16 protein-coding genes and 2 pseudogenes are annotated in these 24,382 nt (G+C 70.8%); 10 read left to right on the top strand and 8 right to left on the bottom strand.

Going from position 1 to position 24,382, the window contains the following annotated elements:
- The 3 genes from B1L07_03275 to B1L07_03265 all read right to left on the bottom strand — a co-directional run bounded on the left by B1L07_03275 (nt 1) and on the right by B1L07_03265 (nt 1,980).
- The gene (locus tag B1L07_03275) at nt 1-198 is read right to left on the bottom strand and encodes a hypothetical protein (protein AUZ54301.1); all 198 of its coding nucleotides are present in this window, start codon (nt 196-198) and stop codon (nt 1-3) included.
- A gap of 629 nt (nt 199-827) precedes the next feature.
- The gene (locus B1L07_03270) at nt 828-1,466 is read right to left on the bottom strand and encodes a hypothetical protein (protein ID AUZ54300.1); all 639 of its coding nucleotides are present in this window, start codon (nt 1,464-1,466) and stop codon (nt 828-830) included.
- Nucleotides 1,467-1,608: 142 nt separating this feature from the next.
- On the bottom strand, nt 1,609-1,980 hold the full coding sequence (locus B1L07_03265; protein AUZ54299.1) for a hypothetical protein: 372 nt from the start codon (nt 1,978-1,980) through the stop codon (nt 1,609-1,611).
- Nucleotides 1,981-2,125: 145 nt separating this feature from the next.
- Here B1L07_03265 and B1L07_03260 point away from each other — a divergent pair.
- Nucleotides 2,126-2,844, top strand: a pseudogene (locus B1L07_03260) (hypothetical protein).
- Between the two features lie 95 nt (nt 2,845-2,939).
- Here B1L07_03260 and B1L07_03255 read toward each other — a convergent pair.
- Entirely contained in the window at nt 2,940-5,231 is a 2,292-nt protein-coding gene (locus B1L07_03255; protein AUZ54298.1) for an NADP-dependent malic enzyme, read from the bottom strand.
- Nucleotides 5,232-5,439: 208 nt separating this feature from the next.
- Here B1L07_03255 and B1L07_03250 point away from each other — a divergent pair, with 208 nt between their 5' ends.
- From B1L07_03250 to B1L07_03225, 6 genes are all read left to right on the top strand, one after another.
- Complete coding sequence (locus B1L07_03250; GenBank protein ID AUZ54297.1) at nt 5,440-6,708, top strand: amino acid deaminase; 1,269 nt, start codon at nt 5,440-5,442, stop codon at nt 6,706-6,708.
- Between the two features lie 21 nt (nt 6,709-6,729).
- Nucleotides 6,730-8,085 carry a permease DsdX gene (locus B1L07_03245; protein ID AUZ54296.1) on the top strand — a complete coding sequence of 452 codons (1,356 nt, stop codon included), beginning with the start codon at nt 6,730-6,732 and terminating at the stop codon, nt 8,083-8,085.
- Between the two features lie 15 nt (nt 8,086-8,100).
- The gene (locus B1L07_03240; GenBank protein ID AUZ54295.1) at nt 8,101-8,964 is read left to right on the top strand and encodes a MurR/RpiR family transcriptional regulator; all 864 of its coding nucleotides are present in this window, start codon (nt 8,101-8,103) and stop codon (nt 8,962-8,964) included.
- A 3-nt stretch (nt 8,965-8,967) separates the two neighbouring features.
- Nucleotides 8,968-10,389 carry a D-aminoacylase gene (locus tag B1L07_03235; GenBank protein AUZ54294.1) on the top strand — a complete coding sequence of 474 codons (1,422 nt, stop codon included), beginning with the start codon at nt 8,968-8,970 and terminating at the stop codon, nt 10,387-10,389.
- A gap of 132 nt (nt 10,390-10,521) precedes the next feature.
- Entirely contained in the window at nt 10,522-10,917 is a 396-nt protein-coding gene (locus tag B1L07_03230) for a reactive intermediate/imine deaminase (GenBank protein AUZ54293.1), read from the top strand.
- 457 nt (nt 10,918-11,374) lie between these two features.
- Nucleotides 11,375-12,583, top strand: coding sequence for a sodium/glutamate symporter (locus tag B1L07_03225; GenBank protein ID AUZ56436.1), 1,209 nt, complete (start codon nt 11,375-11,377; stop codon nt 12,581-12,583).
- 152 nt (nt 12,584-12,735) lie between these two features.
- Here B1L07_03225 and B1L07_03220 read toward each other — a convergent pair whose 3' ends face one another.
- Complete coding sequence (locus tag B1L07_03220) at nt 12,736-14,472, bottom strand: gamma-glutamyltransferase (GenBank protein AUZ54292.1); 1,737 nt, start codon at nt 14,470-14,472, stop codon at nt 12,736-12,738.
- A 358-nt stretch (nt 14,473-14,830) separates the two neighbouring features.
- Here B1L07_03220 and B1L07_03215 point away from each other — a divergent pair.
- From B1L07_03215 to B1L07_03205, 3 genes and pseudogenes are all read left to right on the top strand, one after another.
- Nucleotides 14,831-16,539: pseudogene (locus tag B1L07_03215) on the top strand (gamma-glutamyltransferase).
- Nucleotides 16,526-17,764 (top strand): hypothetical protein, encoded by a 1,239-nt coding sequence (locus tag B1L07_03210; protein AUZ54291.1) that lies wholly within the window; start codon nt 16,526-16,528, stop codon nt 17,762-17,764. The pseudogene B1L07_03215 and the gene B1L07_03210 overlap by 14 nt, the downstream one beginning before the upstream one ends.
- Nucleotides 17,765-17,820: 56 nt before the next feature.
- Entirely contained in the window at nt 17,821-18,726 is a 906-nt protein-coding gene (locus B1L07_03205) for a hypothetical protein (GenBank protein AUZ54290.1), read from the top strand.
- An 8-nt stretch (nt 18,727-18,734) separates the two neighbouring features.
- Here the strand turns inward: B1L07_03205 and B1L07_03200 are convergent, their stop codons facing one another.
- The 3 genes from B1L07_03200 to B1L07_03190 all read right to left on the bottom strand — a co-directional run bounded on the left by B1L07_03200 (nt 18,735) and on the right by B1L07_03190 (nt 24,072).
- Nucleotides 18,735-19,976, bottom strand: a complete 1,242-nt coding sequence (locus B1L07_03200; protein ID AUZ54289.1) for an alanine racemase — start codon at nt 19,974-19,976, stop codon at nt 18,735-18,737.
- A gap of 46 nt (nt 19,977-20,022) precedes the next feature.
- Complete coding sequence (locus B1L07_03195; protein AUZ54288.1) at nt 20,023-22,893, bottom strand: TonB-dependent receptor; 2,871 nt, start codon at nt 22,891-22,893, stop codon at nt 20,023-20,025.
- Between the two features lie 66 nt (nt 22,894-22,959).
- Nucleotides 22,960-24,072: a serine hydrolase gene (locus tag B1L07_03190; GenBank protein ID AUZ54287.1), complete on the bottom strand. Its 1,113-nt coding sequence runs from the start codon at nt 24,070-24,072 to the stop codon at nt 22,960-22,962.
- Between the last annotated feature and the right edge of the window lie 310 nt (nt 24,073-24,382).

The following is a 24,382-nucleotide window of genomic DNA, read 5'->3' as shown; positions in this document are numbered from 1 at the left end:
TCAGTCGACCAGCACGAATACCGCGCCGCAATACGGGCAGGCGGCTTCGCCGTTGGGTTCGTTCTCGATCGGCAGGTAAACCCGCGGATGCGAGTTCCACAGCGCCATTTCCGGCGTCGGGCAGCTCAACGGCAGGTCGGCACGGTGCACGTTGTAGCGCTTCTCGGCGTTGGCGGGCGCGGCGGCGATATGGCTCATGGCGTCATTCACACAGGAAAACCGGGACCGGCCAATTCTAGCAGCGCAGGCAGGGCATGGACCTCGCCGGACATGACCAGGTGCCCTGCCCGGCACCACTGTTTTCGACTGCCGGCGCCGCGCACCCGTCCGGGGTGGCCCGGCAGCCGTCGCGACGGCGGGGAGTCGCCGTGGCCCGCACCGTCGCTTCACCGCACTATCACAGCGCTGTCGCCGCGCCGCGGCGCACGGGCCCCGGCCGCGTGCCGCGGCATTGGCCACCGCCCGGGAGTGGACCCTGACCGCGGTGCGGGTGTGGTCCGCCTGGTGCCGCCGGCGGACGCCCGGCTCAGGCCAGGATGCCGAGCAATCCCCGACACCGATGCCGACGACGGCACCGACGAACAGACCGGCCAGGAACTGCATCCGCAACGAATCGGAGACGCCGCGCCTGGCATCGTGCTCCGAAATCTTCTTGAACATGCCCCTTCTCCCGATATGAAAGAACGCGGAGGGGCGCGCCGAACGCGCACGAAGCGGGACCGCGCCCGCCTGCAACCTCCCTGTTCCCTCCGCATGGCGTTCCACGCCGGCCGGGAGGACGCGCCCATTGTCACGGCTCCCGAAGGCACTCCAGCCTCACGTCGATTTCACCCGAGATGTCCGTTTCCCGTAACTGTCAGAATTGACAGGTCCGGCGCGTTCCCCGGCGTCCACGGCGGCCGCCCCGCCAGTTCGATCCAGCAGGCGAAGGTCGGGTGGCCTTCGATCATCTGCGGCGGCGCGGCACGGTGGACATGAAAGCCGGTGCGCCGCAGCAACCGCTCCATCGCCAGCGGCGAAACGGTGATCAGCCGCTTGCCGCCGCGGCGTTCCACGTAGTCGGCCGCCAGCTGCAGGATGTCCACCGCCAATGCCGACGGGCGCTGTGGGCAGACGCCGGTGCGCGCGCCGCGCAGGTCCATCACCGCGAAGCGCGACAGCTCCCACACGTCGTCCGAGCAGGGCGGCGGCTGGCCGTTCATCAGCTGCGGGAACATCTCTCCCAACAGATACGGACCGGTGGTCGGCAGCAGGCGCGCGTAACCGACGATGTCGAGCTGGTCGTCGCGGACGATCACGTGCACGGTCTCGGGCCGGTCGAAGCGGTCGCGCTCGATACCCGGCGGCGTATCCAGCTGCCAGCCCAGGGTTTCAATGAAGACCCGGTGGCGGTAGCGGCCCAGTGCCTGCGTGAGCAGTGGCGACAGATCGCCCGCGCTGGCGAGGATGAATTCCATGACCCGCACCCCGGTTGCTGAAGGACGGGGACGAGTCTTGCAATGCAGCAATGGCGTGATAACTGTCAGGATTGACAGGTCGCCAAGGGGGCCCGGCGCGGCCGCGCGGGCGGGCGATGCAGCGCATCGGGAGCGTCTGCCGCGCGGCGCGTCAGCGGAATCCGATGGCGTCGAGCACCACCGGCTTCCATTCCAGTGCATCGACCAGTTGCTTCAGGCAGCGCGCGGTATGCTGCGGGCCGATGTCCCGCCCCTGCTCATCGACCAGCATCACGTTGCTGCGCGGCGCGTCCCGGCAGGCGGCGGACAGCGGCCGGGCCAGTGTGTCGATGTGCCAGTCCCAGCCGATCGAGACGGCCGGCACCGAGGTGGTGGCCCATTCGGTGTAGCCGCTGATGTCGGTATGGACCGCGCCCGCGGCGGTACTGTCCGCTTCCGTGTCCAGCCCCGATGCCAGGTGCACGAGCCGGATCTGGCCCAGGGCCCGCCGCGATAGGCGGATGTAACCGTCGTCGTCTGTCATTATGATGCGGCCTATGGCAGTGCAGGCGGCGGTACGCCGCGCCGGGCGGTGGGAGCCGCCAATCTAGAGGCAGGTCGCGGGCACGGGAAACTGTCAGTGCTGACAGTGGCCTCCGGCCGGGATCACGATTTCATCGAGGGCGGAAATGGAGGCGTGGCGGGAAGACCAACTCAATGCGCTGCTGGCCCCGGGGGTCAGGACGACCTGTTCGGCACCATCGCCGGAATGGTGCGCGCGCTCGGCTTCGAACACTGTGCCTATGGGGTGCGCGCGCCACTGCCGCTGGCGCAGCCGGAAATCGTGATGCTCAACGATTACCCGGAAGCCTGGCAGAAGCGCTACCAGGACAACGACTACCTGTCGGTCGACCCCACGGTCCGCCGGGGCGCCACCTCGCTGGATCCGTTTGCCTGGACCAATGGCGAGGATCCGTTCGATCCGGCCGCCGGCTTCTGGGAGGACGCACGCCTGCACGACATCACCTGCGGGGTGTCGCTGCCGGCCCTGGCCGCCAACAGCGTGCGCGGCATGTTGACCGTGACCCGCGGCGGTGATGGCCTGGATGCGCAGGAACTGCAGGCGCGGTGGCCGCAGCTGCTGTGGCTGGGCCAGGTGGCCCACCACGGCCTGGCGCGGGAAATGCTGGCGCGCTGGCGCGCGACCTCGCGCGAGGCGATGAGCGAGCGCGAGATCGAGATCCTGCGCTGGGTCGCCGAGGGCCAAACCAACCGCCAGATCGCCGCCCGCTTCAACATCACCGAGCGCACGGTCAACTTCCATCTCAACAACGCCATGACCAAGCTCGACGTCGGCAACCGCACCGCCGCGGCGGTACGCGCGGTGGTACTGGGCATCATCGCCTGACCCGGCGCCGGCGCTGCCGGTAGCCGCGCCCGCTACCACGGATGCGACAAGGCCGGCATGCGCCGGCCTTGTCGTGGATACCTGGGCGACACCGCTCAGGTGCCGCGTTCGGCTTCCATCTGCTTGCGGATCTGCGCATCGACCGCCGCGATGGCGGTCATGTTCAGCACGCGGCGCGAACTGGCGCTGCTGGTGAGGATGTGGACCGGCTTGGAGATGCCCATCAGGATCGGGCCGATCGCCACGCCGTCGGTGAACACCCGCACCAGGTTGTAGGCGATGTTGGCCGCCTCCAGGTTGGGCAGAACGAACAGGTTGGCGCGGCCCTTGAGCGTGCTGTTGGGCAGCAGCTTCTCGCGCAGCGCCTCGTCCCACGCGGTGTCGCCCTGCATTTCGCCGTCCACGTTCAACCGTGGGTTGCGCTTGAGCAGCTGCTCGCGCACCTGGCGCATCTTCAGCGCGTCCTTGGAATCATGGCTGCCGAAGTTGGAGTGCGACAGCAGCGCCACCTTCGGCTCGATGCCGAACAGCTTCATGCGGTAGGCCGCCTGCAGCGTGGATTCGACGATCTGCTCCACGCTGGGGTCTTCCTGCACGTGGGTATCGACGAAGAAGAACACGCCCTGCGAGTTGATCACCCCGGTCATCGCCGAGGTCGAGCTGACCCGCGGCTCCAGCGGGATCACGCTGCGCACGTAGCCGAGCTTCTTGTGGAAGCGGCCGACCACGCCGCTGAGCATGGCGTCGGCCTCGCCGCGCGCCACCATCACCGCGGCGATCAGGGTCGGGCGCGAGCGCAGCAGGTTCTTGGCCGCGGCCACGGTGACGCCGCGGCGGCCGGTGAGGCCGTGGTAGTACTGCCAGTACTCGTTGAAGCGCGGATCATCGTTGATGTTGGTGATCTCGAAATCCACGCCCGGCTTCATGCGCAGGCCCAGCCGCTCGATGCGCGATTCGATCACGTCCGGGCGGCCGATCAGGATCGGGAAGGCCACGCCCTCGTCGATCACGTTCTGCACCGCGCGCAGCACCACTTCCTCCTCGCCCTCGGCATAGACCACGCGCTGCTTGTCGGCGCGCGCCTGGTCGTAGACCGGCTTCATGAACAGGCTGGTGCGATAGACGAACTGCGCCAGCTTCTGCCGGTAGGCGGCCATGTCGGCGATCGGCCGCGTGGCCACGCCCGAGTCCATCGCCGCCTGCGCCACCGCCGAGGACAGTTCCACCAGCAGGCGGCGGTCGAACGGGCGCGGAATCAGGTAGTCGCGGCCGAAGCTGGGGGTGTCGCCGCCGTAGGCTGCGCCGAGGTCGGACGCCTCCTTGCGCGCCAGCGCGGCGATGGCACGCACGCAGGCGACCTTCATTTCCTCGTTGATGCCGGTGGCGCCGACGTCGAGCGCGCCGCGGAACAGGTACGGGAAGCACAGCGCGTTGTTGACCTGGTTCGGGTAGTCCGAACGGCCGGTGCCGATGATGGCGTCCGGGCGCGCCGCACGCGCCACTTCCGGCATGATTTCCGGGGTCGGGTTGGCCAGCGCGAAGATCACCGGGTCCGGCGCCATGGTCTTGACCATCTCGGCGGTGAGGATGCCCGGGGCCGACAGGCCCAGGAAGATGTCCGCGCCCTCGACGATCTCGGCCAGGGTGCGCTTGTCGGTGTCGCGCGCATAGCGCGCCTTCTCCGGGTCCAGCCCTTCGCGCCCGGCGTAGATCACGCCGTCGCGGTCGAAGGCCAGCACGTTTTCCGGCTTGACGCCCAGCTCCACCAGCATATTCACGCAGGAAATGCCGGCCGCGCCCATGCCGGTGGTGGCGACCTTGACCTCGCCGATCTTCTTGCCGGTGATGTCCAGCGCGTTGAGGATGGCCGCGCCGACGATGATCGCGGTGCCGTGCTGGTCGTCATGGAACACCGGGATGTTCATGCGCTCGCGCAGCTTGCGCTCGACCACGAAGCACTCCGGCGCCTTGATGTCCTCCAGGTTGATGCCACCGAAGGTCGGTTCCAGCGAGGCGATGATGTCGACCAGCTTGTCCGGGTCGTTCTCGTCGACCTCGATGTCGAACACGTCGATGCCGGCGAACTTCTGGAACAGCACGCCCTTGCCTTCCATCACCGGCTTGCCGGCCAGCGGGCCGATGTTGCCCAGGCCCAGCACGGCGGTGCCGTTGGAGATCACCGCGACCAGGTTGCCGCGCGCGGTCAGCTCGCTGGCGGCGGCCGGGTCGGCGACGATCGCTTCGCAGGCATAGGCCACGCCCGGCGAGTACGCCAGCGACAGGTCGCGCTGGGTGAGCATCGGCTTGGTGGCGGCGACCCGGATCTTCCCCGGCGGCGACATGCGGTGGTAGTCGAGGGCGGCCTGCTTGAAATCTTCTTTGGACATCGACGGGACTTGCTGTGGCTGAATGCCCGATTCTAGCGACTCGGCGACGACATGAACCGTTTCATCGGGGACTGCATTCAGGACCCGGCGCCCGATTTGGGATGCTGCTCCGCAACATTTCACGAAAATATTTTTCATTGCGCCGGTTATCTGCTACATAGAACGCTCTCCAGCGGGGAACATGGGGACATCATCAAAGTGATCCGGAATGGATAAAAAACAATTTCAGGACATGCCGGCCATGCTCCGGGGCAAGGGCCTGGGTGGCAACGGGGGCATGCTGCCGGCCACCGCGGCCGGGCAACAGGGGTGGTCCATCCTGCACGAGCAGGTGAGCCTGCCCGCCGCGGTCCTGCTGCGTTCGGCGCTGCGGCACAACCTGGAATGGATGCGTCGCTTCGTTGCCGCCTACGGCGTGCAGCTGGCGCCGCACGGCAAAACCACGATGAGCCCGGAACTGTTCCGGCTGCAGCTCGACGCCGGCGCCTGGGGCATCACCGTGGCCACCGCACCGCAGGCACGCGAGGCCTGGCACGCCGGCGCACGCCGCATCCTGATCGCCAACCAGCTGGTCGGCCCGGCCAACATGGCGCTCATCGCCGGCCTGCTGGAAACCGGCGACACCGAGGTGTTCTGCCTGGTCGATTCGGCCGCCAACGCCGACGCATTGGGGCGCTGGTTCGACGCCCGCGGGCTGCGCCTGGACGTGCTGCTGGAAATCGGCATTGCCGGCGGCCGCACCGGTGTGCGCGACGAGGTGCAGGCGCAGGCGGTGGCCGCGGCCGTCGCACGCTGGCCGCGGGCGCTGCGGCTGGCCGGTGTGGAGGTCTACGAAGGCGTGGCCGGCGACGAGGCCGGCGTGCGCGCGGTCCTGCGCCGCAGCGTGGAGACCTTCCAGCGCCTGCGCGACGGCCATGCCTTCGGCCGCGTGCCGGCGCTGCTGACCGGCGCCGGTTCGGCGTGGTTCGACGTGGTCGCCGAGGAGTTCGCAACGCTGTCCGCCGATGCCGCGGCCGAGATCGTGCTGCGCCCGGGCTGTTACCTCACCCATGACGTCGGCGCCTACCGCCAGGCCGCCGCCCGCATCCAGGCCAGCAACCCGGTCGCGCGGCAGATGGGCACGAGCCTGCGCCCGGCGCTGCGGCTGTGGGCCTACGTGCAGTCGCGGCCGGAGCCGGACAAGGCCATCGTCGGGCTGGGCAAGCGCGATGCCGCGTTCGATGCAGGCTTCCCGGTGCCGGCGCTGCATTACCGCCCCGGCGATGCCATGCCCGGCGACGCGGCCGCCCACTGGCAGGTGACGGCGATGATGGACCAGCACGCGTTCCTGCAGGTACGGCCCGACGACGACCTGCGCGTGGGCGACATGCTGTGCTTCGACATCTCCCACCCCTGCCTGACCTTCGACAAGTGGCGCCACCTGCTGGTGGTCGACGACGACCACGTGGTGGTCGATGCCGTCACCACGCAGTTCTGAGCCGGCGCCGGACCGACACGCATGAGCCATGGACACCTGCTGCTGATCTACGCCGTGCTGGCGATCGTCGCGCTGATCGTGCTGATCGCCCGTTACCGGCTCAATCCCTTCATCAGCGTCACCCTGGTCTCGATCGGGCTGGCACTGCTGGCCGGCATGCCGGCGCCGGAAATCCTGCCCGCCTACGAACAGGGCGTTGGCAAGACCCTGGGCCACATCGCGCTGATCGTGGCGCTGGGCACCATGCTCGGCAAGATGATGGCCGAGTCCGGCGGCGCCGAGCGCATCGCGCGCACGCTGATCGCGCGCTTCGGTCCCGGCAACGTGCACTGGGCGATGATGCTGATCGCCTTCTGCATCGGCCTGCCGATCTTCTTCGAGGTCGGCTTCGTGCTGCTGATCCCGATCGCGCTCAACGTGGCCCGCCGCACTGGCGTGCCGCTGCTGCTGGTCGGCCTGCCGATGGTGGCCGGGCTGTCGGTGGTGCATGGGCTGGTGCCGCCGCATCCGGCAGCGATGCTGGCCGTGCATGCCTATGGCGCGGACGTGGGCCGCACCGTGTTCTATGCGCTGCTGGTCGGGCTGCCGACCGCGGCGCTGGCCGGGCCGGTGTTCGCCAGGGTGGTGGCGCCGCGGGTGGCGCTGCCAGCGCACAACCCGATGGAGGCCGCGCTGCTGGACGAGGGCCACGGCCGCATTCCCGACGACCAGCTGCCCGGCTTCGGCATCACCCTCGCCACCGTGCTGCTGCCGGTGGTGCTGATGCTGCTGGGCGGCTGGGCCGACCAGATCGCCACGCCGGGATCGGCGCTCAACCACGGCCTGCGCTTCATCGGCCACTCGGTGGTGGCGCTGCTGCTGGCCACGCTGCTGAGCTTCGTCACCCTGGGACGGATGCGCGGCTTCAACCGCGAGCAAATCCTCAGGTTCTCGCAGGAGTGCCTGGCGCCGACCGCCGCCATCACCCTGCTGGTCGGCGCCGGCGGCGGCCTCAACGGCATCCTGGTGCATACCGGCGTGGCCAGCCAGATCATCGACCTGTCGCGCCAGTTCCAGCTGTCGCCGCTGCTGATGGGCTGGACCATGGCCGCGCTGATGCGCATCGCCACCGGTTCGGCGACGGTGGCGATGACCACCGCCTCGGGCATCGTCGCCCCGATCGCCGCCGCGCTGGGCTACCCGCACCCGGAACTGCTGGTGCTGGCCACCGGTGCCGGCTCGGTGGTGTTGTCGCACGTCAACGACGGCGGCTTCTGGCTGGTCAAGGAATACTTCAACATGTCCGTGGCCCAGACCTTCAAGACCTGGACCGTGCTGGAAACCCTCATCTCCGTCACCGCGCTGGCGCTGGTGGCGGCCCTTGCCGCCGTGCTCTGAACCGAAGAACCCACCATGTTCGACATCGTCTACGAACTGCGCCAACGGCTGCACGAATTCAGCCCGGTCGAGGTCCGCATCGCCAACACCATCCTCGCCGACGTCGATGCTGCCGCCCAGTACGGCGTGACCGAGCTGGCCGAGCGCGCCGAGGTCAGCGCCGCGGCGATCTCGCGCTTCGCCAAGACCCTGGGCTGCGAACACGTGCGCGAGCTGCGCGCGCGGCTGGCGTCGGCCAGCGCGGTCGGCAAGCGCTTCCTCGAACAGCAGAACGCGCCGCCGGTATCGGCGCTGTTCGCGCAGATCTGCGACGACATCCAGGCCAGCCTGCGCCACAACCTGGCCAACCTGCAGGAAGAGGTGGTGCAGCAACTGGCCGATGCCATCTGCCAGGCACGGCGCATCCACGTGTTCGGCATCGGCGGCTGTTCCACCGTGTTCTCCCAGGAACTGCAGAACCGGCTGATGCGCTTCGGGCTGCCGATCACCGCCTGCAGCGACGCGGTGGTGATGAAGATGACCGCCGCCATCCTCGGCCCGCAGGACCTGGTGCTGGCATTGTCGGTCAGCGGCATCACCCCGGAAGTGATCTCGGCGGTGGAGATCGCCCGCACCTACGGCGCGCGGGTCGGCGCCATTACCCGCGCCGGCACTGCGTTGGCGGAACGCAGCGACTGGCTGCTGCCGATCAGCATCGAGGAAACCGATTTCGTGTTCAAACCCTCCGCCTCGCGCTACGCGATGATGCTGGCCATCGACGTGCTCGCCACCACCACCGCGCTCAACGGCGCCAGCGAGAACCACGAGCACCTGCGCCGCATCAAGCTGGCGCTGGACCGCTACCGGGGCGGCGACTCGCGCCTGCCGCTGGGCGACTGATCGATGCACGACGTACTGATCCGCAACGCGCTGGTGCTTGATGGCAGCGACCGCCCCGGCGGCCATGCCGACGTCGCGGTACGCGATGGCCGCATCGTCGCGGTCGGCACCGTGGACGGCGGTGCCCGCCAGGTGATCGACGCCGGGGGCCGCGCGCTGGCGCCGGGCTTCATCGACGTGCACACCCACGACGACCTGGAAGTGCTGCGCAACCCGGGCATGGCCAGCAAGCTGTCGCAGGGCGTGACCACGGTGGTGGTCGGCAACTGCGGCATCAGCGCCAGCCCGGTGCGCATCCGCGGCGAGGTGCCGGACCCGATGAACCTGCTCGGCGAGGCCACCGATTTCCGCTTCGCCGATTTCGCCAGCTACCGCCAGGCGGTGGAAGCGGCGTGCCCGGCGGTGAACGTGGCCGCGCTGGTCGGCCATACCGCGTTGCGCCAGAACCACATGGAGCGGCTGGACCGCGCCGCCACCGCCGCCGAGATCGCGGCGATGCGCGCGCAGCTGCGCGCCAGCCTGGCGCAGGGCGCGCTGGGCCTGAGCAGTGGGCTGGCATATGGCTCGGCGTTCCACGCGCCGTCCAGCGAGGTGGCCGAACTGGCGCGCGAACTGCCGTCCGGCGGGGTGTACGCCACCCACCTGCGCGACGAGTTCGGCGGCATCCTCGGCGCGCTCGACGAGGCGTTCGATGCGGCGCGTGCGCCACGGGCGGCGGTGCGCGTGTCGCACCTGAAATGCGCCGGCGTGGACAACTGGGGCCGCAGCCGCGAAGTACTGCACCGCCTGGACGCCGCGTCCGCCGACCAGGACGTGGCCTGCGACTGCTACCCGTACGCCGCCAGCGCATCCACCCTCGACCTGAAACAGGTCACCGACGCCTACGACATCCTGATCACCTGGTCTGCGCCGGAACCGGCGCAGGGCGGGCGCCTGCTGGCCGCCATCGCCGCCGACTGGGGGGTGACGCTGGCCGAGGCCGCGGTGCGCCTGCAACCGGCCGGCGCGGTCTACCACTGCATGGACGAGGCAGATGTGCGCCGCATCCTGGCGCATCCGCTGACCATGATCGGCTCGGACGGCCTGCCGCGCGATCCACGCCCGCATCCGCGCCTGTGGGGCACCTTTCCGCGCGTGCTCGGCCACTACGCGCGCGACCAGGCGCTGTTCCCGCTGCATACCGCCGTGCACAAGATGACCGGCCTGCCCGCCGCGCGCTTCGCGCTGGGCGCGCGTGGCCGCATCCACGCCGGCGGCTGCGCCGACCTGGTGCTGTTCGACCCGGCGCGCGTGCGCGACACCGCCAGCTTCCACGATCCGGTGCGCGCGGCCGAAGGCATCGACGCGGTATGGGTCAACGGCAAGCTCGCTTATGACGGCAACGAAGTAATCGCGCGTCCGGGCCAGTTCATCGCGCCGACTTGAGGCCCTTCCCCCGATGGGAGAGCGGTCGGGGTGACGGCGCCGGGCTGCGCCGGAACCTGCCGCCGCGCCTGCGCGGCACCGTCTCCCAGAGCGGGACGGGGACAACATTTCCCTTCAACACAAAGGAATCCCATGAGCGACATCAAGCGTTACGGCGCCGAAGGCGGCGTCGGCCAAGGCCGGCAGCACATGCCGTTTTCGCGTGCGGTCGAGGCCGACGGCTGGCTGTACGTGTCCGGCCAGGTCCCGATGCGCGATGGCGAACTGGTCGGCGGCACCGTGACCGAGCAGGCGCATGTGGCCATCGGCAACGTGATGGCGATCCTGGCCGAGGCCGGTTACGGGCCGGAGCACGTGGTGCGCTGTGGCGTCTGGCTGGACGACGCCCGCGATTTCTACGCCTTCAACAGCGTGTTCAAGCACTACTTCGGCGAGCACCCGCCGGCACGCGCCTGTGTGGAGAACCGCATGGTCGTGGACTGCAAGGTGGAAGTGGACTGCATCGCCTGGAAGCGCCCGCCGCGCTGAGCCCGGGCCCGCCCGGCGCGGCCGCGGCAGCGCCGGGCCATCGCCACCGCGGCAGCCGCGCATAACGCGCGGCTATGCCGCCGCGCGCGTTTGCGACTGGCGCCGGGAGCGGCTCCGCGGCTATTGTGCAGGCAGCCGCCCCGCGCCACGTTTCGTGCTGCGGCGCAGCAGACCGGCCCGCTCGTCATGGAGATCCCCATGCCTGCCTGCTTGCGTCCCTGCCGGCCGCAGCCCTTCCCATCCGCCGCGACTGGCGGAAAAGCCGCCTCCGGGCATCGAACCGTCTGCCATCCGTCATGCGCACGGGCCGGCCCCGCCGGACTGCCCATGGCTCCGTCCCCTCCCCCGTGCCACGGAGCCCGCCCCCACGCGGCAGTCCTTCCACGGCGGCGCCGGCCCTGCGCCGGACACCGCCCCAGCTCCCTGCACTGGCAGGGCACGAGGTACTGATTCGATGATCCAACTTGATGCCGTACAGACGATCGCCTTCGGCGGCCTGACCCTGTTCGCCGGCTACGCGCTGTGCCGCGCGATCCCGGTGCTGCGCCGCTACAACCTGCCCGAACCGGTCGTCGGCGGCCTGCTGGTGGCGTTGCTGGTGTGGGCCGCGCATGCGCGCGACACCACCCTGTTCGAGCTGGACACCAGCCTGAAGGTGCCGCTGATGGTGGCGTTCTTCACCACCCTGGGCATCAACGCCAGCCTGCGCCTGCTGCGGGTCAGCGGGCGCCAGGTGATGATCTTCCTGGTGCTGGCCAGCCTGTTCGCGGTACTGCAGAACCTGGTCGGCATCGGCGTGGCGTGGATGTTCGACCTGCACCCGATGTTCGGCGTGCTCGCCGGCTCGGCCACGCTCACCGGCGGCCCGGCCACCGGCATGGCGTTCGCGCCGCTGTTCGAGGAAGCCGGGCTGCAGGGCGCCGAGACCCTGGCCATCACCGCGGCGATGGCCGGCATCATCTGCGGTGGCGTGATCGGTGGGCCGACCATCACCGTGCTGATGCGCCGGTTCGGCATCAGCGGCCCGGCCGGCAACGGCGCCAGGGCCGATGGCGGCGCCGTGGACGATGAAAGCGTGCACGTGCATTTCCCCAACGAATCGGCGCGCGAGTTCGACGCGCTCAAGAGCATCGTGGTGCTGCTGATGGCGATGTGGCTAGGGGCGTGGGTCAGCCAGGGCTTCGCCGGCCTGGGCCTGACCCTGCCGTCCTACATCGGCGCGATGCTGGTGGGCGCGGTGATCCGCAACATCGACGACTACACCGGGCTGATCCGGCTGTCGGTGCCGACCACCGACCTGATCGGCAACATCTGCCTGGCGCTGTTCCTGGCGGTAGCGCTGATGGACCTGAAGCTGTGGGAACTGGCCGGCATGGGCCTGCCGCTGGTGGTCAACCTGGCCATCCAGGTGGCGCTGGTGGCGCTGTTCGCGATTCCGATCTTCTACGTGATGGGCCGCGACTACGACGCGGCGGTGATGGGCGGCGGCTTCATCGGCTTCATGCTCGGCACCACCGCCAACGCCATGGCGGTGATGCGCCGCCTGGTGCAGCGCTACGGGGTGGCGCCGCGCGCGTTCCTGGTGGCGCCGCTGGTGGGCGCGTTCTTCATCGACTTCGTCAACGCACTGATCATCACCGGCTTCCTCAACTTCTGGCCGCACTAGCCCGGCGCCGAGTTCCCGGCGTTCCGCGCCCCCGCCCCGCGCCGTCAGGGGCGGGGATCCCGTAGATGCGGGGCTTGCCCCGCATGCACACCCGCATGGGCATTGGAGGGAACGCCTCGTGCGGGGCAAGCCCCGCACCTACCGGGTGCCGATCATTGCGCCGCCGCACCAGCGCCGGGCCGGCGCGGGTCGGCGGCACCCTGCACGCCGCCGTCCTCGTCGACCAGCAGGGTCTGCGTGCTGCCGATGGTCTCGTCGCTTTCGATGCGGTGGCCCAGCCCGCGCAGCAGGCGCAGCGTATCGGGACTGAAACCCGGTTCGATCTGCAGCATGCCGCTGCCCATGTCCTGGTGGATGCGCGGGCGGTGGGCGGCCTCGGCGATGTTCATGCCGAAATCGACCACGTCCACGATCGTCTGCATCACCGTGCCGGGGATGGTGTTGCCGCCCGGGCTGCCGGTGACCAGCCACGCCTTGCCGTCGCGCAGCACCAGGGTCGGCGACATGCTCGAGACCGGGCGGCGCCCGGGCTGCAGCGCGTTGGCGACCGCACGCCCCGGCTCCTTGCGCGCGGCCAGCTGCGCGCGCAGCGAGAAGTTGCCGATCAGGTTGCCGAGCAGGAAGCCGGTGCCTTCGGCCATCACCCCGGCGCCGAAGTCCGAGCCCAGGGTGAAGGTGTTGCTGACCGCGTTGCCGTCGGCGTCGACCACCGAGAAATGCGTGGTCTGCGGGCTTTCATGGGGCAGCGGATCACCCGCCGCCAGCGCGGTGGCATCAAGCACGCGGTCCGGCGAGAACTGCCGCCAGCGCACGTCGGCATAGGCCTTGGACACCAGCCCGGCTACCGGCGCGTTGACGAACGCCGGGTCGCCCGCATGGCGCGCGCGGTCGGCCCAGGCCAGCTTGATCGCCTCGGCCATGGCATGCAGCGCCGCGGCCGAGCCGGCGCCGTGCGCGGCCAGGTCCTCGTGTTCGAGCAGGTTGAGCATCTCCAGCACGCTGGCCCCGCCGCCGCTGGAAGGCGGCATGCTGACGACCTCGAGGCCGCGGTAAGTGGTGCGCAGCGGCGTGCGTTCGAGCGCGCGGTAGCGGGCCAGGTCGTCCGCCGCGATCAGCCCGCCATGACGGCGCATCGCGGCCACCAGCCGCTGCGCGATGGGCCCACGGTAGAACGCATCGGCGCCGTCGCGCGCGATCAGCCGCAGCGACCACGCCAGGTCGGCCTGGCGCAGGCGCTCGCCGGCGCGCAGCGCGCTGCCATCGGGGTGCAGGAACACGCCGGCGCCGGCGGGGCTGCGCGCCAGCCGCTCGCGCCCCCAGTCCAGCGCGAAGGCCTCGTCGCGGCTGAGCACCACGCCGTTGTCGGCCAGCTCGATCGCCGGCTGCAGCAGTCGCGCCCACGGCAGGCGCCCATGCCGGCGATGCGCCAGCGCCAGCCCGGCCACGGTGCCCGGCACCCCGGCCGCCTTCCAGCCGGCGGTTTCGCCCTCGATCCGGCCGTCGGCGCCGATGAAGCGCTCCAGCGTCGCTGCCGCCGGGGCCATCGAGCGGTAATCGATGGCGACGCTGCGGTTCTCGCCGGCCAGGTGCAGCAGCATGTAGCCGTCGCCGCCGATGTTGCCGGCACGCGGCAACAGCACCGCCAGCGCGAATGCGGTGGCCACCGCCGCGTCCACCGCGTTGCCGCCCTCGCGCAGCACCTGCGCGCCGATCTCGCTGGCGCGCTGGTTCTGGCTGACCACCATGCCGCGGTCGCCGTGCTCGGGCTTCTGGATCGCCTGGTAGTTGAGCAGCTCGCGCGCGCCGGCCGGCGGCGCCAGCGCCAGCAGCGCGCCCAGCAGCAGCGCCAGGCCACGGCCAGGGAGGGATACGCGGGGTCGCAGGGTCATGCCTATCTCCGGTTTGCGGTTCGCGGGCGCATTGCCGGCCGTCCGCCCGCGGCCGTACCGGGGGCGGCGGTCGCACTGGCCCATTCCGGAGCATGGCCGGCAGCGGCGCGGCTGTCGCCCACCTTTGATGGCCGACGGTATAGCCCACGCGCATGGAAGCCCGCGGCAACCACCGCGTGGCTGATCGCCGGCCGCGGCATGCCATAGCTGCCGGTTAACGCCTGCACCGCGATTGTGATCCCCGCCGCGCCGGGCCCGACGGTAATCTGCCGCCATGCAGACGCCCGCCCGCCACACGCCCTCCCCCACGGCCGGTGCGTCCGCCGTCGCAGCGCGCCGGCGTCGCCTCGGCGCGCTCCTGCTGCTGTGCCTGGCGGTGGTCGGGTGCGGCACCGCGCCGGACGCGCGTGCGCCGGCAACTGCCGCACCGCCCTCGCCCGCCATCGTCGTGGCCGCGCACCCGCTGGCCGCGCGGGCCGGCGCCGCGGTACTCGAACGCGGCGGCAGCGCGATGGACGCCGCCCTGGCCGTGCAGCTGATGCTGGGACTGGTGGAACCGCAGAGTTCGGGCATCGGCGGCGGCACGGTGCTGCTGGCCTATGACGCCGGCAGCGGCGAGGTCAGCGGCTACATCGGCCGCGAACAGGCGCCGGCCGCGGCCGGTGCCGGCTGGTTCGACGACGCCGACGGGCAACCGCTGGCGCGCAGCGACGCCATGCTCTCCGGCCGCGCCACCGGCGTGCCCGGCACGCTGGCCACGTTCGCGCTGGCGCTGCGCGAACACGGCCGGCTGCCCTGGGCGCGCCTGTTCGACGACACCATCGCCACCGCCGAGCAGGGCTTCACCATCACCGCGCGCCTGCAACGGCACATCGACGGCCGCTTCCCGCAGGCGGCGGCGGAGGACGTGCGGCGGCTGTTCGACGACGGCCACGGCGGACGCCTGCGCGCCGGCGACACCCTGCGCAACCCCGCCTACGCGGCGACGCTGCGCACGCTGGCCGCGGGCGGCGCGCAGGCGTTCTACCAGGGCGTGCTGGCGCGGGCGATCGTCGACCGCACCGCCGCGGCGCCGCGCCCGGGGCGATGACCGTGGAGGACCTGGCCGGCTACCGCGCCGAGAAAGTGGCCCCGCTGTGCCGGCCGCTGCGCGGCTACCGGCTGTGCTCGTTGCCGCCGCCGGCCAGTGGCGTCGGCCTGCTGCAGTTGATGGCGCTGCTGGACGGCACCGATATCGACCGTCGCGATGCCGGCGACCCGCAGGCGTGGCTGCTGTTCGCCGAGGCCAGCCGGCTGATGTACGCCGACCGCGACCACTACGTCGGCGATCCGCGCTTCGTCGACGTGCCGGTCGACGGCCTGCTGGCGGCCGGCTACGTGGACGCACGCCGCGCGCTGATCGGCCCCCGGGCCGCGCCGCGGCCACCGCGGCCGGGGGTGCCGGCCGGCGCGCCGGCGATGGCCGGGGACGCCACCGACGAGCCCGGCGGCACCAGCCATTTCGTGGTCGTGGATCACGACGGCAACGCGGTCTCGGTGACCACCACCGTGGAATCGTTCTTCGGCTCGGGGCGCATGGTCGGCGGCTTCTTCCTCAACAACCAGCTCACCGATTTCGCCTGGGACCGCGTCGACGGACGCCCCGGCATGGCCAATGCCATCGCCGCCGGCAAGCGCCCGCGCTCGTCGATGGCACCGCTGCTGATGCTCGACGGCGACGGCCGCCTGGCCGGCGCGCTCGGCTCGCCCGGTGGCCCGGCCATTCCCGCCTACATCGGCAAGACCCTGGTCGGGCTGCTCTACTGGCGCCTGCCGCTGGACCAGGCCGTGGCACTGCCCAACCTGGTCGCGCGCGGCGCGCGCTTCGACGGCGAGGCCGACCGCTTCCCGGTGCCGCTGCGTAGCGCGCTGCGCGAACGCGGCGTGGACATCCGCGGCGGTGCCGGCGAGGATTCCGGCCTGCACGGCGTGTTCCTGCGCGACGGGCGCTGGCAATGGGCCGCCGATCCGCGCCGCGACGGCACCGCCGCCTTTCCTGCCCACCGGACCCCCGATGCATCCCGTTGAACCCCATGACGAACCCGTGCGCGCCGACCTCGTGGTCCTCGGTGCCGGCGTCGTCGGCCTCGCCACCGCCTACGCCGCCGCACGCCGCGGCCTGTCGGTGCTGCTGCTGGACCGCGCCGACGGCCCGGTGCAGGGCACCTCGTTCGCCAACGGCGCGCAGCTGAGCTACGCCTACACCGACGCCATGGCCGGCCCGTCCACCTGGCGCCAGCTGCCGGCCATGCTGCTGGGGCGCAACGGCCCGTTCCGCACGCGCTGGTCGGCCGACCCCGATTTCTGGCGCTGGGGCCTGGGCTTCCTGCGCCAGGCCGGCAGCGCGCGGCTGCGCGCCAACACCCTGGCGACGCTGGAGCTGGCGCTGGAATCGCGCGACGCGCTGCATGCGCTGCTGCAGCGCCACCCCATCGCCTTCGACCACGCCGTCTCCGGCAAGCTGCACGTCTACCACGACGCCGCCGCGCTGCAGGGCGCGGCGCCGATGATCGCGCTCAAGCAGCCGTTCGGGGTCGCGCAACAGCTGCTCGACGCGCGCCAGGCCATCGCCGCCGAACCGGCGCTGGCGGCGATGCCGGGCCTGGCCGGCGCGGTGCATTCACCGCAGGAGGAAGCCGGCGATCCGTTCCGCTTCGGGGTCGGCCTGCTGCAGGTGCTGCAACAGCAGTACGGCGTGCAGGCGCGCTTCGGCGTCGATATCCGCCGGGTGGTGCGGCAGGGTGACGGCTGGTGCCTGCAGCCGCATGCCGGGGCGGCGCTGCAGGCCCGGCGGCTGGTGGTGTGCAACGGCATCGACGGCGCGGCGCTGCTGCGGCCGCTGGGCGTGCGCGTGCCGCTGATGGCGATCAAGGGCTATTCGTTCACCGCGCCGTGCGGCCCGCGCGCCCCCACCGCAAGCATCACCGACACCTCGCGCAAACTGGTGTTCTGCCGCCTGGGCGAGCGCATGCGCGTGGCCGGGCTGGCCGACCTCAACCACTGGGACCCACGCCCCGACCCGGCGCGCATGGCGCAGCTGGTTGCGATGGCGCGCGCCTCGATGCCCGAGGCGGTGGACTACGACAACATCGACAGCCGCTGGGCCGGCCTGCGCCCGGTCACCCCCTGGTCCTCGCCGGAGATCCGCGCCATCGGCGACGGACTGGTGTGCAACCTCGGCCACGGCATGCTCGGCTGGACCCTGGCGATGGGCAGCGGCGAACGCGCCGTGGCCCTGGCGACGCAGGCATGACGGCGGCGGCGCCGCGCGCGGTCGCCGGCAACCTCCGCATCGACTAGGATCGGGCCATGCGTCTGCGCCAGATTGAAGTCTTCCACGCGGTCTACACCACCGGCTCGATCAGTGCCGCGGCCCGGTCGCTGCACGTTTCCCAGCCGTCGGTCAGCAAGGTCCTGCACCACACCCAGTACCAGCTGGGTTTCGAGCTGTTCAAGCTGGTGCGCGGCCGGCTGGTCGCCACCGACGAGGCGCATGCGCTGTTCGTCGAGGTAAAGGACATCTACGACCGCCTGCTGTCACTGCAGAAGGCGGTCAGCCACATCCGCGATATCGGCGGCGGGCATATCCGCCTGGCGGTGGTGCCCTCGCTCGGCCAGCACGTGGTGCCGGCGGCGATCACCCACTACCGGCGCCAGCACCCGGAAGTCACGTTCGACGTGCAGACCCTGCACCACGGCGACCTGTTCCAGGCGCTGTACGAGCGCGAATGCGACATCGCCATCGCCTACAACCCGCCGCAGCACCCGCGCATGCAGCGCCGCGTGCTGGGGCACGGGCAGCTGATGCTGCTGTTCGACGCCGCGCAGTGGCCCGACCCGCCGGCGGCGATCCCGCTGCGCTGGCTGCAGGACCGCGACATGGTCGGCCTGGCCAGCAGCGGCCCGATCGGCGACCTGTTCACCAACGAGCTCAAGCGCCAGGGCGTGAGCATGCGCGAGGTCGTGTCCAACCAGACCTATTCGCTGGCCGCCGCGCTGACCCGCTGCGGCGCCGGCATGAGCGTGCTGGACGAATTCACCGCCTGCGCCAATGCCGGCGGCAACCTGCTGGCGCGGCCGCTGGAACCGGAAATCGGCTTCCGCGTCGAGTGCGTCTACCTGGAAGACCGGCCACCGTCCAAGGCCGCCACCGAGTTCGTGCGGCATTTCCAGCGCAGCCTGGCCGAAACCCGCGGCGTGCCGCCCGCAGCGTAGCCGCGCCCCTAGCGGGCGCGCGGGAACTTCGGGTTCAACGCGCCCCAGACGCTGTACTGGTCGGCCAGGATGACCCCGGTCCAGGCCTCGATTTCGGCCTGGGTGATCTGCTCCCCGCCCTGGCGCCCGAACAGCACCACCTCGTCGCCGGCCTGCACCCCGGGGATGTCGGTCACGTCCACCATGGTGGTATTCATGGTGACCCTGCCGAGCACCGGCGCGCGGCGGCCACGGACCAGCACGCTGCCCTTGTTGGAATAGGCGCGGCGGTAGCCGTCGGAATAGCCGACCGGCAGGTTGGCCAGCAGCGAATCGCGTTGCAGGGTGAAGGTGCGGTCGTAGCTCACCGTGTCGCCGGCGGGAAACGCCTGCACCGACGCGACCCGGGTCTTGAACGCGGCCACGTGCGCGAACGGCGGCTTCGGCGTACCGCCGTATCCGTACAGCGCACCGCCCGGGCGCACCATGTCCAGCCGCGATTCGGGCACATGCTGCAGCGCGAACGAATTGGCCGCATGCAGCTGCACGTCGGCGCGCCGCAGCGCGGTGTTGGCGAACAGCCAGTCGGCCTGCTGCTGGAAGGCACGCACGCCCGCCAGCACGTCGTCCGGGTCTTCGCCCGGGAAGTGGGTCATCAGGCCGACCACGCGCAGGCCGTTGCTGCCGACCAGCGCCAGCGCGTCGCGCCGGCCCTGCGCCGTGGCCAGTTCCAGCCCGTTGCGGCTCATGCCGGCCGAGTTCAGGGCCAGGTGCACCGGCAGCGGCCGGCGCCGACGCACGGCCAGCGCCGCCATCGCCTGCGCCACCGCGAGATTGCCCGCCAGTTCCTCGACCCGGTACGGCAGCGCCGCCTCGACTTCATCCAGCGTCGCCGCGCGCACGCGCAGCACGCGGCCTTTGTAGCCGCAGGCGCGCGCCATGCGTGCCTCCTCGGTGCTGGCGATGCCGATGCAGGGCACGCCCGCGGCGATGATGCGCGGCATCACCAGGTCGATGCCGGTGCCGTACGCATCGGCCTTGAGCACCGCGCACAGCTGCGCATCGCCGGCCAGTGCGCGCACGCGCTGCAGGTTGGCGTCGAACACGTCCAGGTCGATCTCCAGCCAGGTGTTGGCCGCGGCCAGCCGCGCCGTGCCCGGCACGCCCAGCAGCGGCGCGGCGCGCGCATCGAGCGCCGCGGCCAGTGCCGTGCCCAGGGTCGCGGCGATGAAGCCGCGGCGGCCGCTGCAGGCGATGTCCGTATCGGTCATGGTGGGTCCCGATGCCGCCGGTGGCCCGGCGGCGTGGTTGGCAGGATCAGTCGAAGCGGTACTCGACCTGCAGGTTGAACGAACGCCCGCGCGGATCGGCCACGCGCGGCTCCCAGGCCGCGCCGGAGGCAAAATCGACCTGGTGCGCGGTGAACGGCGGATCGGTGTCGAGCAGGTTGCGCACCGCCAGGGTCAGCCGCGTGTTCTCCATCCCGGTCCAGGTCAGGCTGTAGTTGTAGGTGATGTAGTCATCGACGTCCGGGTTCCAGTTGACCGGAGTGTAGAAGCCACCCTCGACGCTGACCGGCTCCTCGTCCTTGTAGCCGGAGCGGTAGACCTGGGTGAGCAGGTGCGCCCAGTCGCCGCGGGCCCAGCCGACGCCCAGCGTGTGCTTCCACTTGAGCGGCAGGTTGTAGAAGCGCACGTACTCGCCCACCTTGTTGTCGCCATACGGCTCGTTGGCCAGCGACTTCTCCTTGAAGGTGTCGATGTAGCTGCCGTTGAGGTTGACGTGCCAGCGCCCGCCGGCCAGCTCGCCGCTCAGGTTGGCATCCAGCTCCACGCCGCGGGTCAGGGTGCCGCCGGAGTTGATGTAGCGCTGGTCGATCGCGGTGACCTTGCCGCTGCTGTCGCGGATCCAGTTCTCGGCGAACAGCGCGTAGTTGGCGGTCAGCGTCGCCAGGTTGGGCACGCGGATGGTGTTGGTGCGTTCGATCTCCCACCAGTCCAGGCTCAGGTTGAAGTTGTCGGTCGGCGAGAACACGAAGCCGACGCTCCGCTGCGAGGACTCCTCCGGCTGCAGGTCGGTCTTGCCGCCGGTGATGATCACCGGCTGGATCAGGTCGCAGCCCGGTATCGACGAGTTGACCGAGCCGCTGGGGCAGCTGGCCGGGTCGACCAGGTCGCGGCCGAAATAATCCAGGCGGTTGACGCCGGCGAACAGCTTGGTGAACTCGGGCACCTTGAAGCCGGTGCTGTAGGCGCCGCGGAACGCCAGCGATTCGATCGGTTGCCACTTGAACGAGTACTTCGGGTTGGTGGTGCCGCCGAAGGTGTCGTAGCGGTCGTGGCGCACCGCCACGGTCACGTCGAGGCTGTCGATGATCGGCAGGTACATCTCGGCGTACACCGCGTTGACGTCGCGACGCACATTGGGCAGGTCGCTGGTCTCGTCGAACGGCGCCTGGTAGATGGTGGTGTAGTTCAACGGCACGCCGTCGAGCACCTGCACGCCGCCGAACTCGAACTCCTCGCGCCGCGCCTCGACGCCGGTGGCCAGCTGCGCCTCGCTGCCCCACAGGCTGAAGCCGAGCCCGCCGCTGAAGCTGGCGTCGGCCGTGGTGACGGTGGATTCGCCGCCGTACAGGTGCACGCCACTGGCCGAGGCGCTCTGCAGCGCGGCCATGGCCGCCTCGCTCTGCTGCTGCCCCGGCATCAGGAACGGGTTGAGCAGGCCGCTGCCGAGCGCGGCGCGCAGGCCGCTGGAGAAGTAGTAGCCGCCGCGCAGGACCGATTCGGCCTTGTTCGAGGCGCGCGACAGGCCGATGTCGTAGTCCCAGCTGCCGATACTGCCTTCCAGGCCGGCCAGCAGGCGGTAGGACTTGGTGGTGGTCTCGATCTGGCGCGGCCCGCAGGCCATGCACCGCCAGCGGTAGGGAATGGGGTTGCCGTAGGTGAGGTTGGCGGTGCCGAAGTACGCGGCCAGCGCGTTGTACACCTTGTCGTAGGTGTCCTTGGTGTTGGGGTTGAGCGGATACCAGGTGCCGGGGCCCATCACCGAGGTGAGCGACGCGCTGGAGGTCAGCTGCAGCGGCTCGTACTCGCGCTCGGACTTCACCCGCGAGCCCATCGCCTCGGCGTAGAAGCGGTGGTTGTCGCCGATGCGGAGGGTGGCACGGCCGAGGAACTGCAGGCTGTCCTGCGGCTGCTGCAGCGCCTGCGCGGCGGGATAGTCCCAGGCGCAGGCGTACTTGGAGCTGCCGCTGTCCCACAGCCGGTAGTCGTAGGGCCCCATCGCCGGGCCGCCGTTCTCGCAGCCGGCGCCGCCGGGCAGGTTGAGGATGTTGACGTAGTTCTGCCTGCTGCCGCCATCAGGGTCGATGAGCGAGCCGTTGATGATGCCGCCGCTGGCGTTGGTCACGGTGGCGAACGGGGTGCCGCGCGTGTCCGGCGACACCCCGCGGTCGGGCTGGAAGCTGTTGGCGAAATCGCGCTGGTGGCTGCGCAGGAACTCGCTGCGCCGCCAGTTGATCGTGCCCCACACGTTCCAGCGGTCGCTGTCCAGGTCGCCGGTGCCGCCCAGCAGGCTATAGTTGTAGATGTCGCCGCCGCCGTGCTGGGTCACGTCGAAGCCGGCGTTGACGGCGATGCCCTGGTAGTCGGTGCGGGTGATGAAGTTGATCACGCCGCCGATGGCGTCGGTGCCGTACATGGCCGAGGCGCCGTCGCGCAGCACTTCCACCCGGTCGATCGCCGCGAACGGGATCGAGTTCAGGTCCACCGCCTGCCCGCGCAGGCCATGGGTGGCGACGCGGCGCCCATTGAGCAGCACCAGCGTGGCGTCGCTGCCCTGCCCGCGCAGGTTGGCGCCGGACACGCCGGCGGTGCCGCGCAGCTCGCCCAGGTCCATGTCCACCGACGCCGAGACCATGCCGTCGGCACCGTTGCCGGCGATGTTGAGGAAGGACAACAGCTGCTCGGCCGAGGTGATGCCCTGCGCCTCGATCTCGGCCTTCTGCACGATGGTGACCGGCAGCGCGGCTTCCACGTCCACGCGCTTGATGCGCGAGCCGGTGACGTTGACCTTGTCCAGGGTGGTGGCGGCCGGGGCGGGCTCCTGCGCCATGGCCGGCACGGCCATGGCCGCCAGCAGCGCACTGCACAGGAGTTTCAATCGAGGGTCTGGCTGGCTACGCATGATCTCTCCAGGGGAACGACGGGGACGGACAACCCAGCAGGTACAGCGGCGGAGCGGGCAGCGCGGTCAGGGCCGCGCTGGTGGAATCTCGTCGAGGAACAGTGCGCCGATCGCCTGCGCGGTCGCATACGGCGTCGGGTCGTTGCGGTTGCTCAGCAGCACCACCGTCAGGTGCTGCTGCGGCCAGCGCACCAGGGTGTTGCGGAAGCCGATGCTCTCGCCGTTGTGCCATTGCCGGCCCTCGGCGATACGCCAGCCGAAGCCGTACCAGGTCGCTTCCGGGGTGGTATCCACCTGCACCTGGCGGCCGAGCGCCAGCGCGCGGGTGGCGTCATCGAACAGGCGGCCGTCGTACCAGGCCGCGTCCCAGCGCGCCAGGTCGTCGATGCTCGAATAGATGCCGCCATCGCCGAGCACGGCGCTGTAGCTGTTCTGGTCGGTGCGTTCCCAGCCCTGCGCGGCCTGGCTGTAGCCCCAGGCGCGATGCGGCACGTCGCGGCCGCCGGCAACGTAGGCCAGGCTGTCGCGCATGCCCAGCGGGGCGAAGATGCGGGCGTGCAGGAACGCGGGGAAGTCCATCCCCGAGGCGCGCTCGACCACCAGCGCCAGCAGCGCATAGCCGCTGTTGCTGTAGCGGTAGGCGGTGCCCGGCGGGAAGTACAGCCGGTTCTCGCGCTCCAGCAGCGCCAGCACGCCGGCATCGCGGATCTGCCCCTGCCAGGAGGCCCCCATCAGGTCCTCGTAATCGAGTACGCCGGAAGTATGCGCGAGCAGCTGGCGCAGGCTGATGGCGTCGGCCACGGCCGGCAGCGAAGGCAGCCAGCGCTTGACCGGGTCGTCGATGGACAGCGTGCCGTCCTGCGCCAGCAGCAGGATGGCCGCGGCGGTGAACTGCTTGCTCACCGAGGCCAGCCGGTAATTGGTGTCGGTGCCGGCGGCGATGCCGCGCTCCAGGTCGGCACGCCCGTAGCCGCGCCGGACCAGCGCCTTGCCATCCTTGAGCACCAGCAACGAGGCGCCCGGAACGTCGCCGTCATAGGGCTGCATCAGCTGGTCGATCGCGGCCTGGCGGCTGGCGGCATCGGCCGCGCTTGCCAGCAATGGCAGCGCCAGGCATGCCAGCAGCAGCGCCACATGCCACACCACAGGAATCCACCGCGGGCAAAAACGGTTGCGCATGCGTCCCCCGGACGAAGAAGGCAGGAATGATGGGATGCCACCGATGGCGGGCCCGCGGGCCGGCGGGCCGGAACCCCGGCATGCCTGCCTTCCGCCTCCCTGCGTCTGCGCCGGCTCCCCCGGTGCGGCCTCCCCGCCGTACCGCCCGTCGCGTCTTCACCTTGGCGCGTGGCAACCCGCAGCGTCAACGCCGGACACATCCCCGCGGACCGCCTGCGCCCATACCCACAGGCAACGCCACGGGCCGGCGCCGCGGCCGCCCGCGAGCGCCCCGGTGCCGGCAAAAACACCCGCTGAATCCGCGACTTGG

This window comes from Stenotrophomonas acidaminiphila (assembly GCA_002951995.1).
Lineage (GTDB): Bacteria > Pseudomonadota > Gammaproteobacteria > Xanthomonadales > Xanthomonadaceae > Stenotrophomonas > Stenotrophomonas acidaminiphila_A.
Note: the sequence above shows the minus strand (reverse complement) of the source record. Positions and strands in the feature narration are given on the sequence as shown.

Coding starts and splice junctions, on each gene's coding strand:
- B1L07_03275 (AUZ54301.1), bottom strand. CDS start 198: ATGAGCCATATCGCCGCCGCGCCCGCCAACGCCGAGAAGCGCTACAAC.
- B1L07_03265 (AUZ54299.1), bottom strand. CDS start 1,980: ATGACAGACGACGACGGTTACATCCGCCTATCGCGGCGGGCCCTGGGC.
- B1L07_03255 (AUZ54298.1), bottom strand. CDS start 5,231: ATGTCCAAAGAAGATTTCAAGCAGGCCGCCCTCGACTACCACCGCATG.
- B1L07_03250 (AUZ54297.1), top strand. CDS start 5,440: ATGGATAAAAAACAATTTCAGGACATGCCGGCCATGCTCCGGGGCAAG.
- B1L07_03245 (AUZ54296.1), top strand. CDS start 6,730: ATGAGCCATGGACACCTGCTGCTGATCTACGCCGTGCTGGCGATCGTC.
- B1L07_03240 (AUZ54295.1), top strand. CDS start 8,101: ATGTTCGACATCGTCTACGAACTGCGCCAACGGCTGCACGAATTCAGC.
- B1L07_03235 (AUZ54294.1), top strand. CDS start 8,968: ATGCACGACGTACTGATCCGCAACGCGCTGGTGCTTGATGGCAGCGAC.
- B1L07_03230 (AUZ54293.1), top strand. CDS start 10,522: ATGAGCGACATCAAGCGTTACGGCGCCGAAGGCGGCGTCGGCCAAGGC.
- B1L07_03220 (AUZ54292.1), bottom strand. CDS start 14,472: ATGACCCTGCGACCCCGCGTATCCCTCCCTGGCCGTGGCCTGGCGCTG.
- B1L07_03210 (AUZ54291.1), top strand. CDS start 16,526: ATGCATCCCGTTGAACCCCATGACGAACCCGTGCGCGCCGACCTCGTG.
- B1L07_03205 (AUZ54290.1), top strand. CDS start 17,821: ATGCGTCTGCGCCAGATTGAAGTCTTCCACGCGGTCTACACCACCGGC.
- B1L07_03200 (AUZ54289.1), bottom strand. CDS start 19,976: ATGACCGATACGGACATCGCCTGCAGCGGCCGCCGCGGCTTCATCGCC.
- B1L07_03195 (AUZ54288.1), bottom strand. CDS start 22,893: ATGCGTAGCCAGCCAGACCCTCGATTGAAACTCCTGTGCAGTGCGCTG.
- B1L07_03190 (AUZ54287.1), bottom strand. CDS start 24,072: ATGCGCAACCGTTTTTGCCCGCGGTGGATTCCTGTGGTGTGGCATGTG.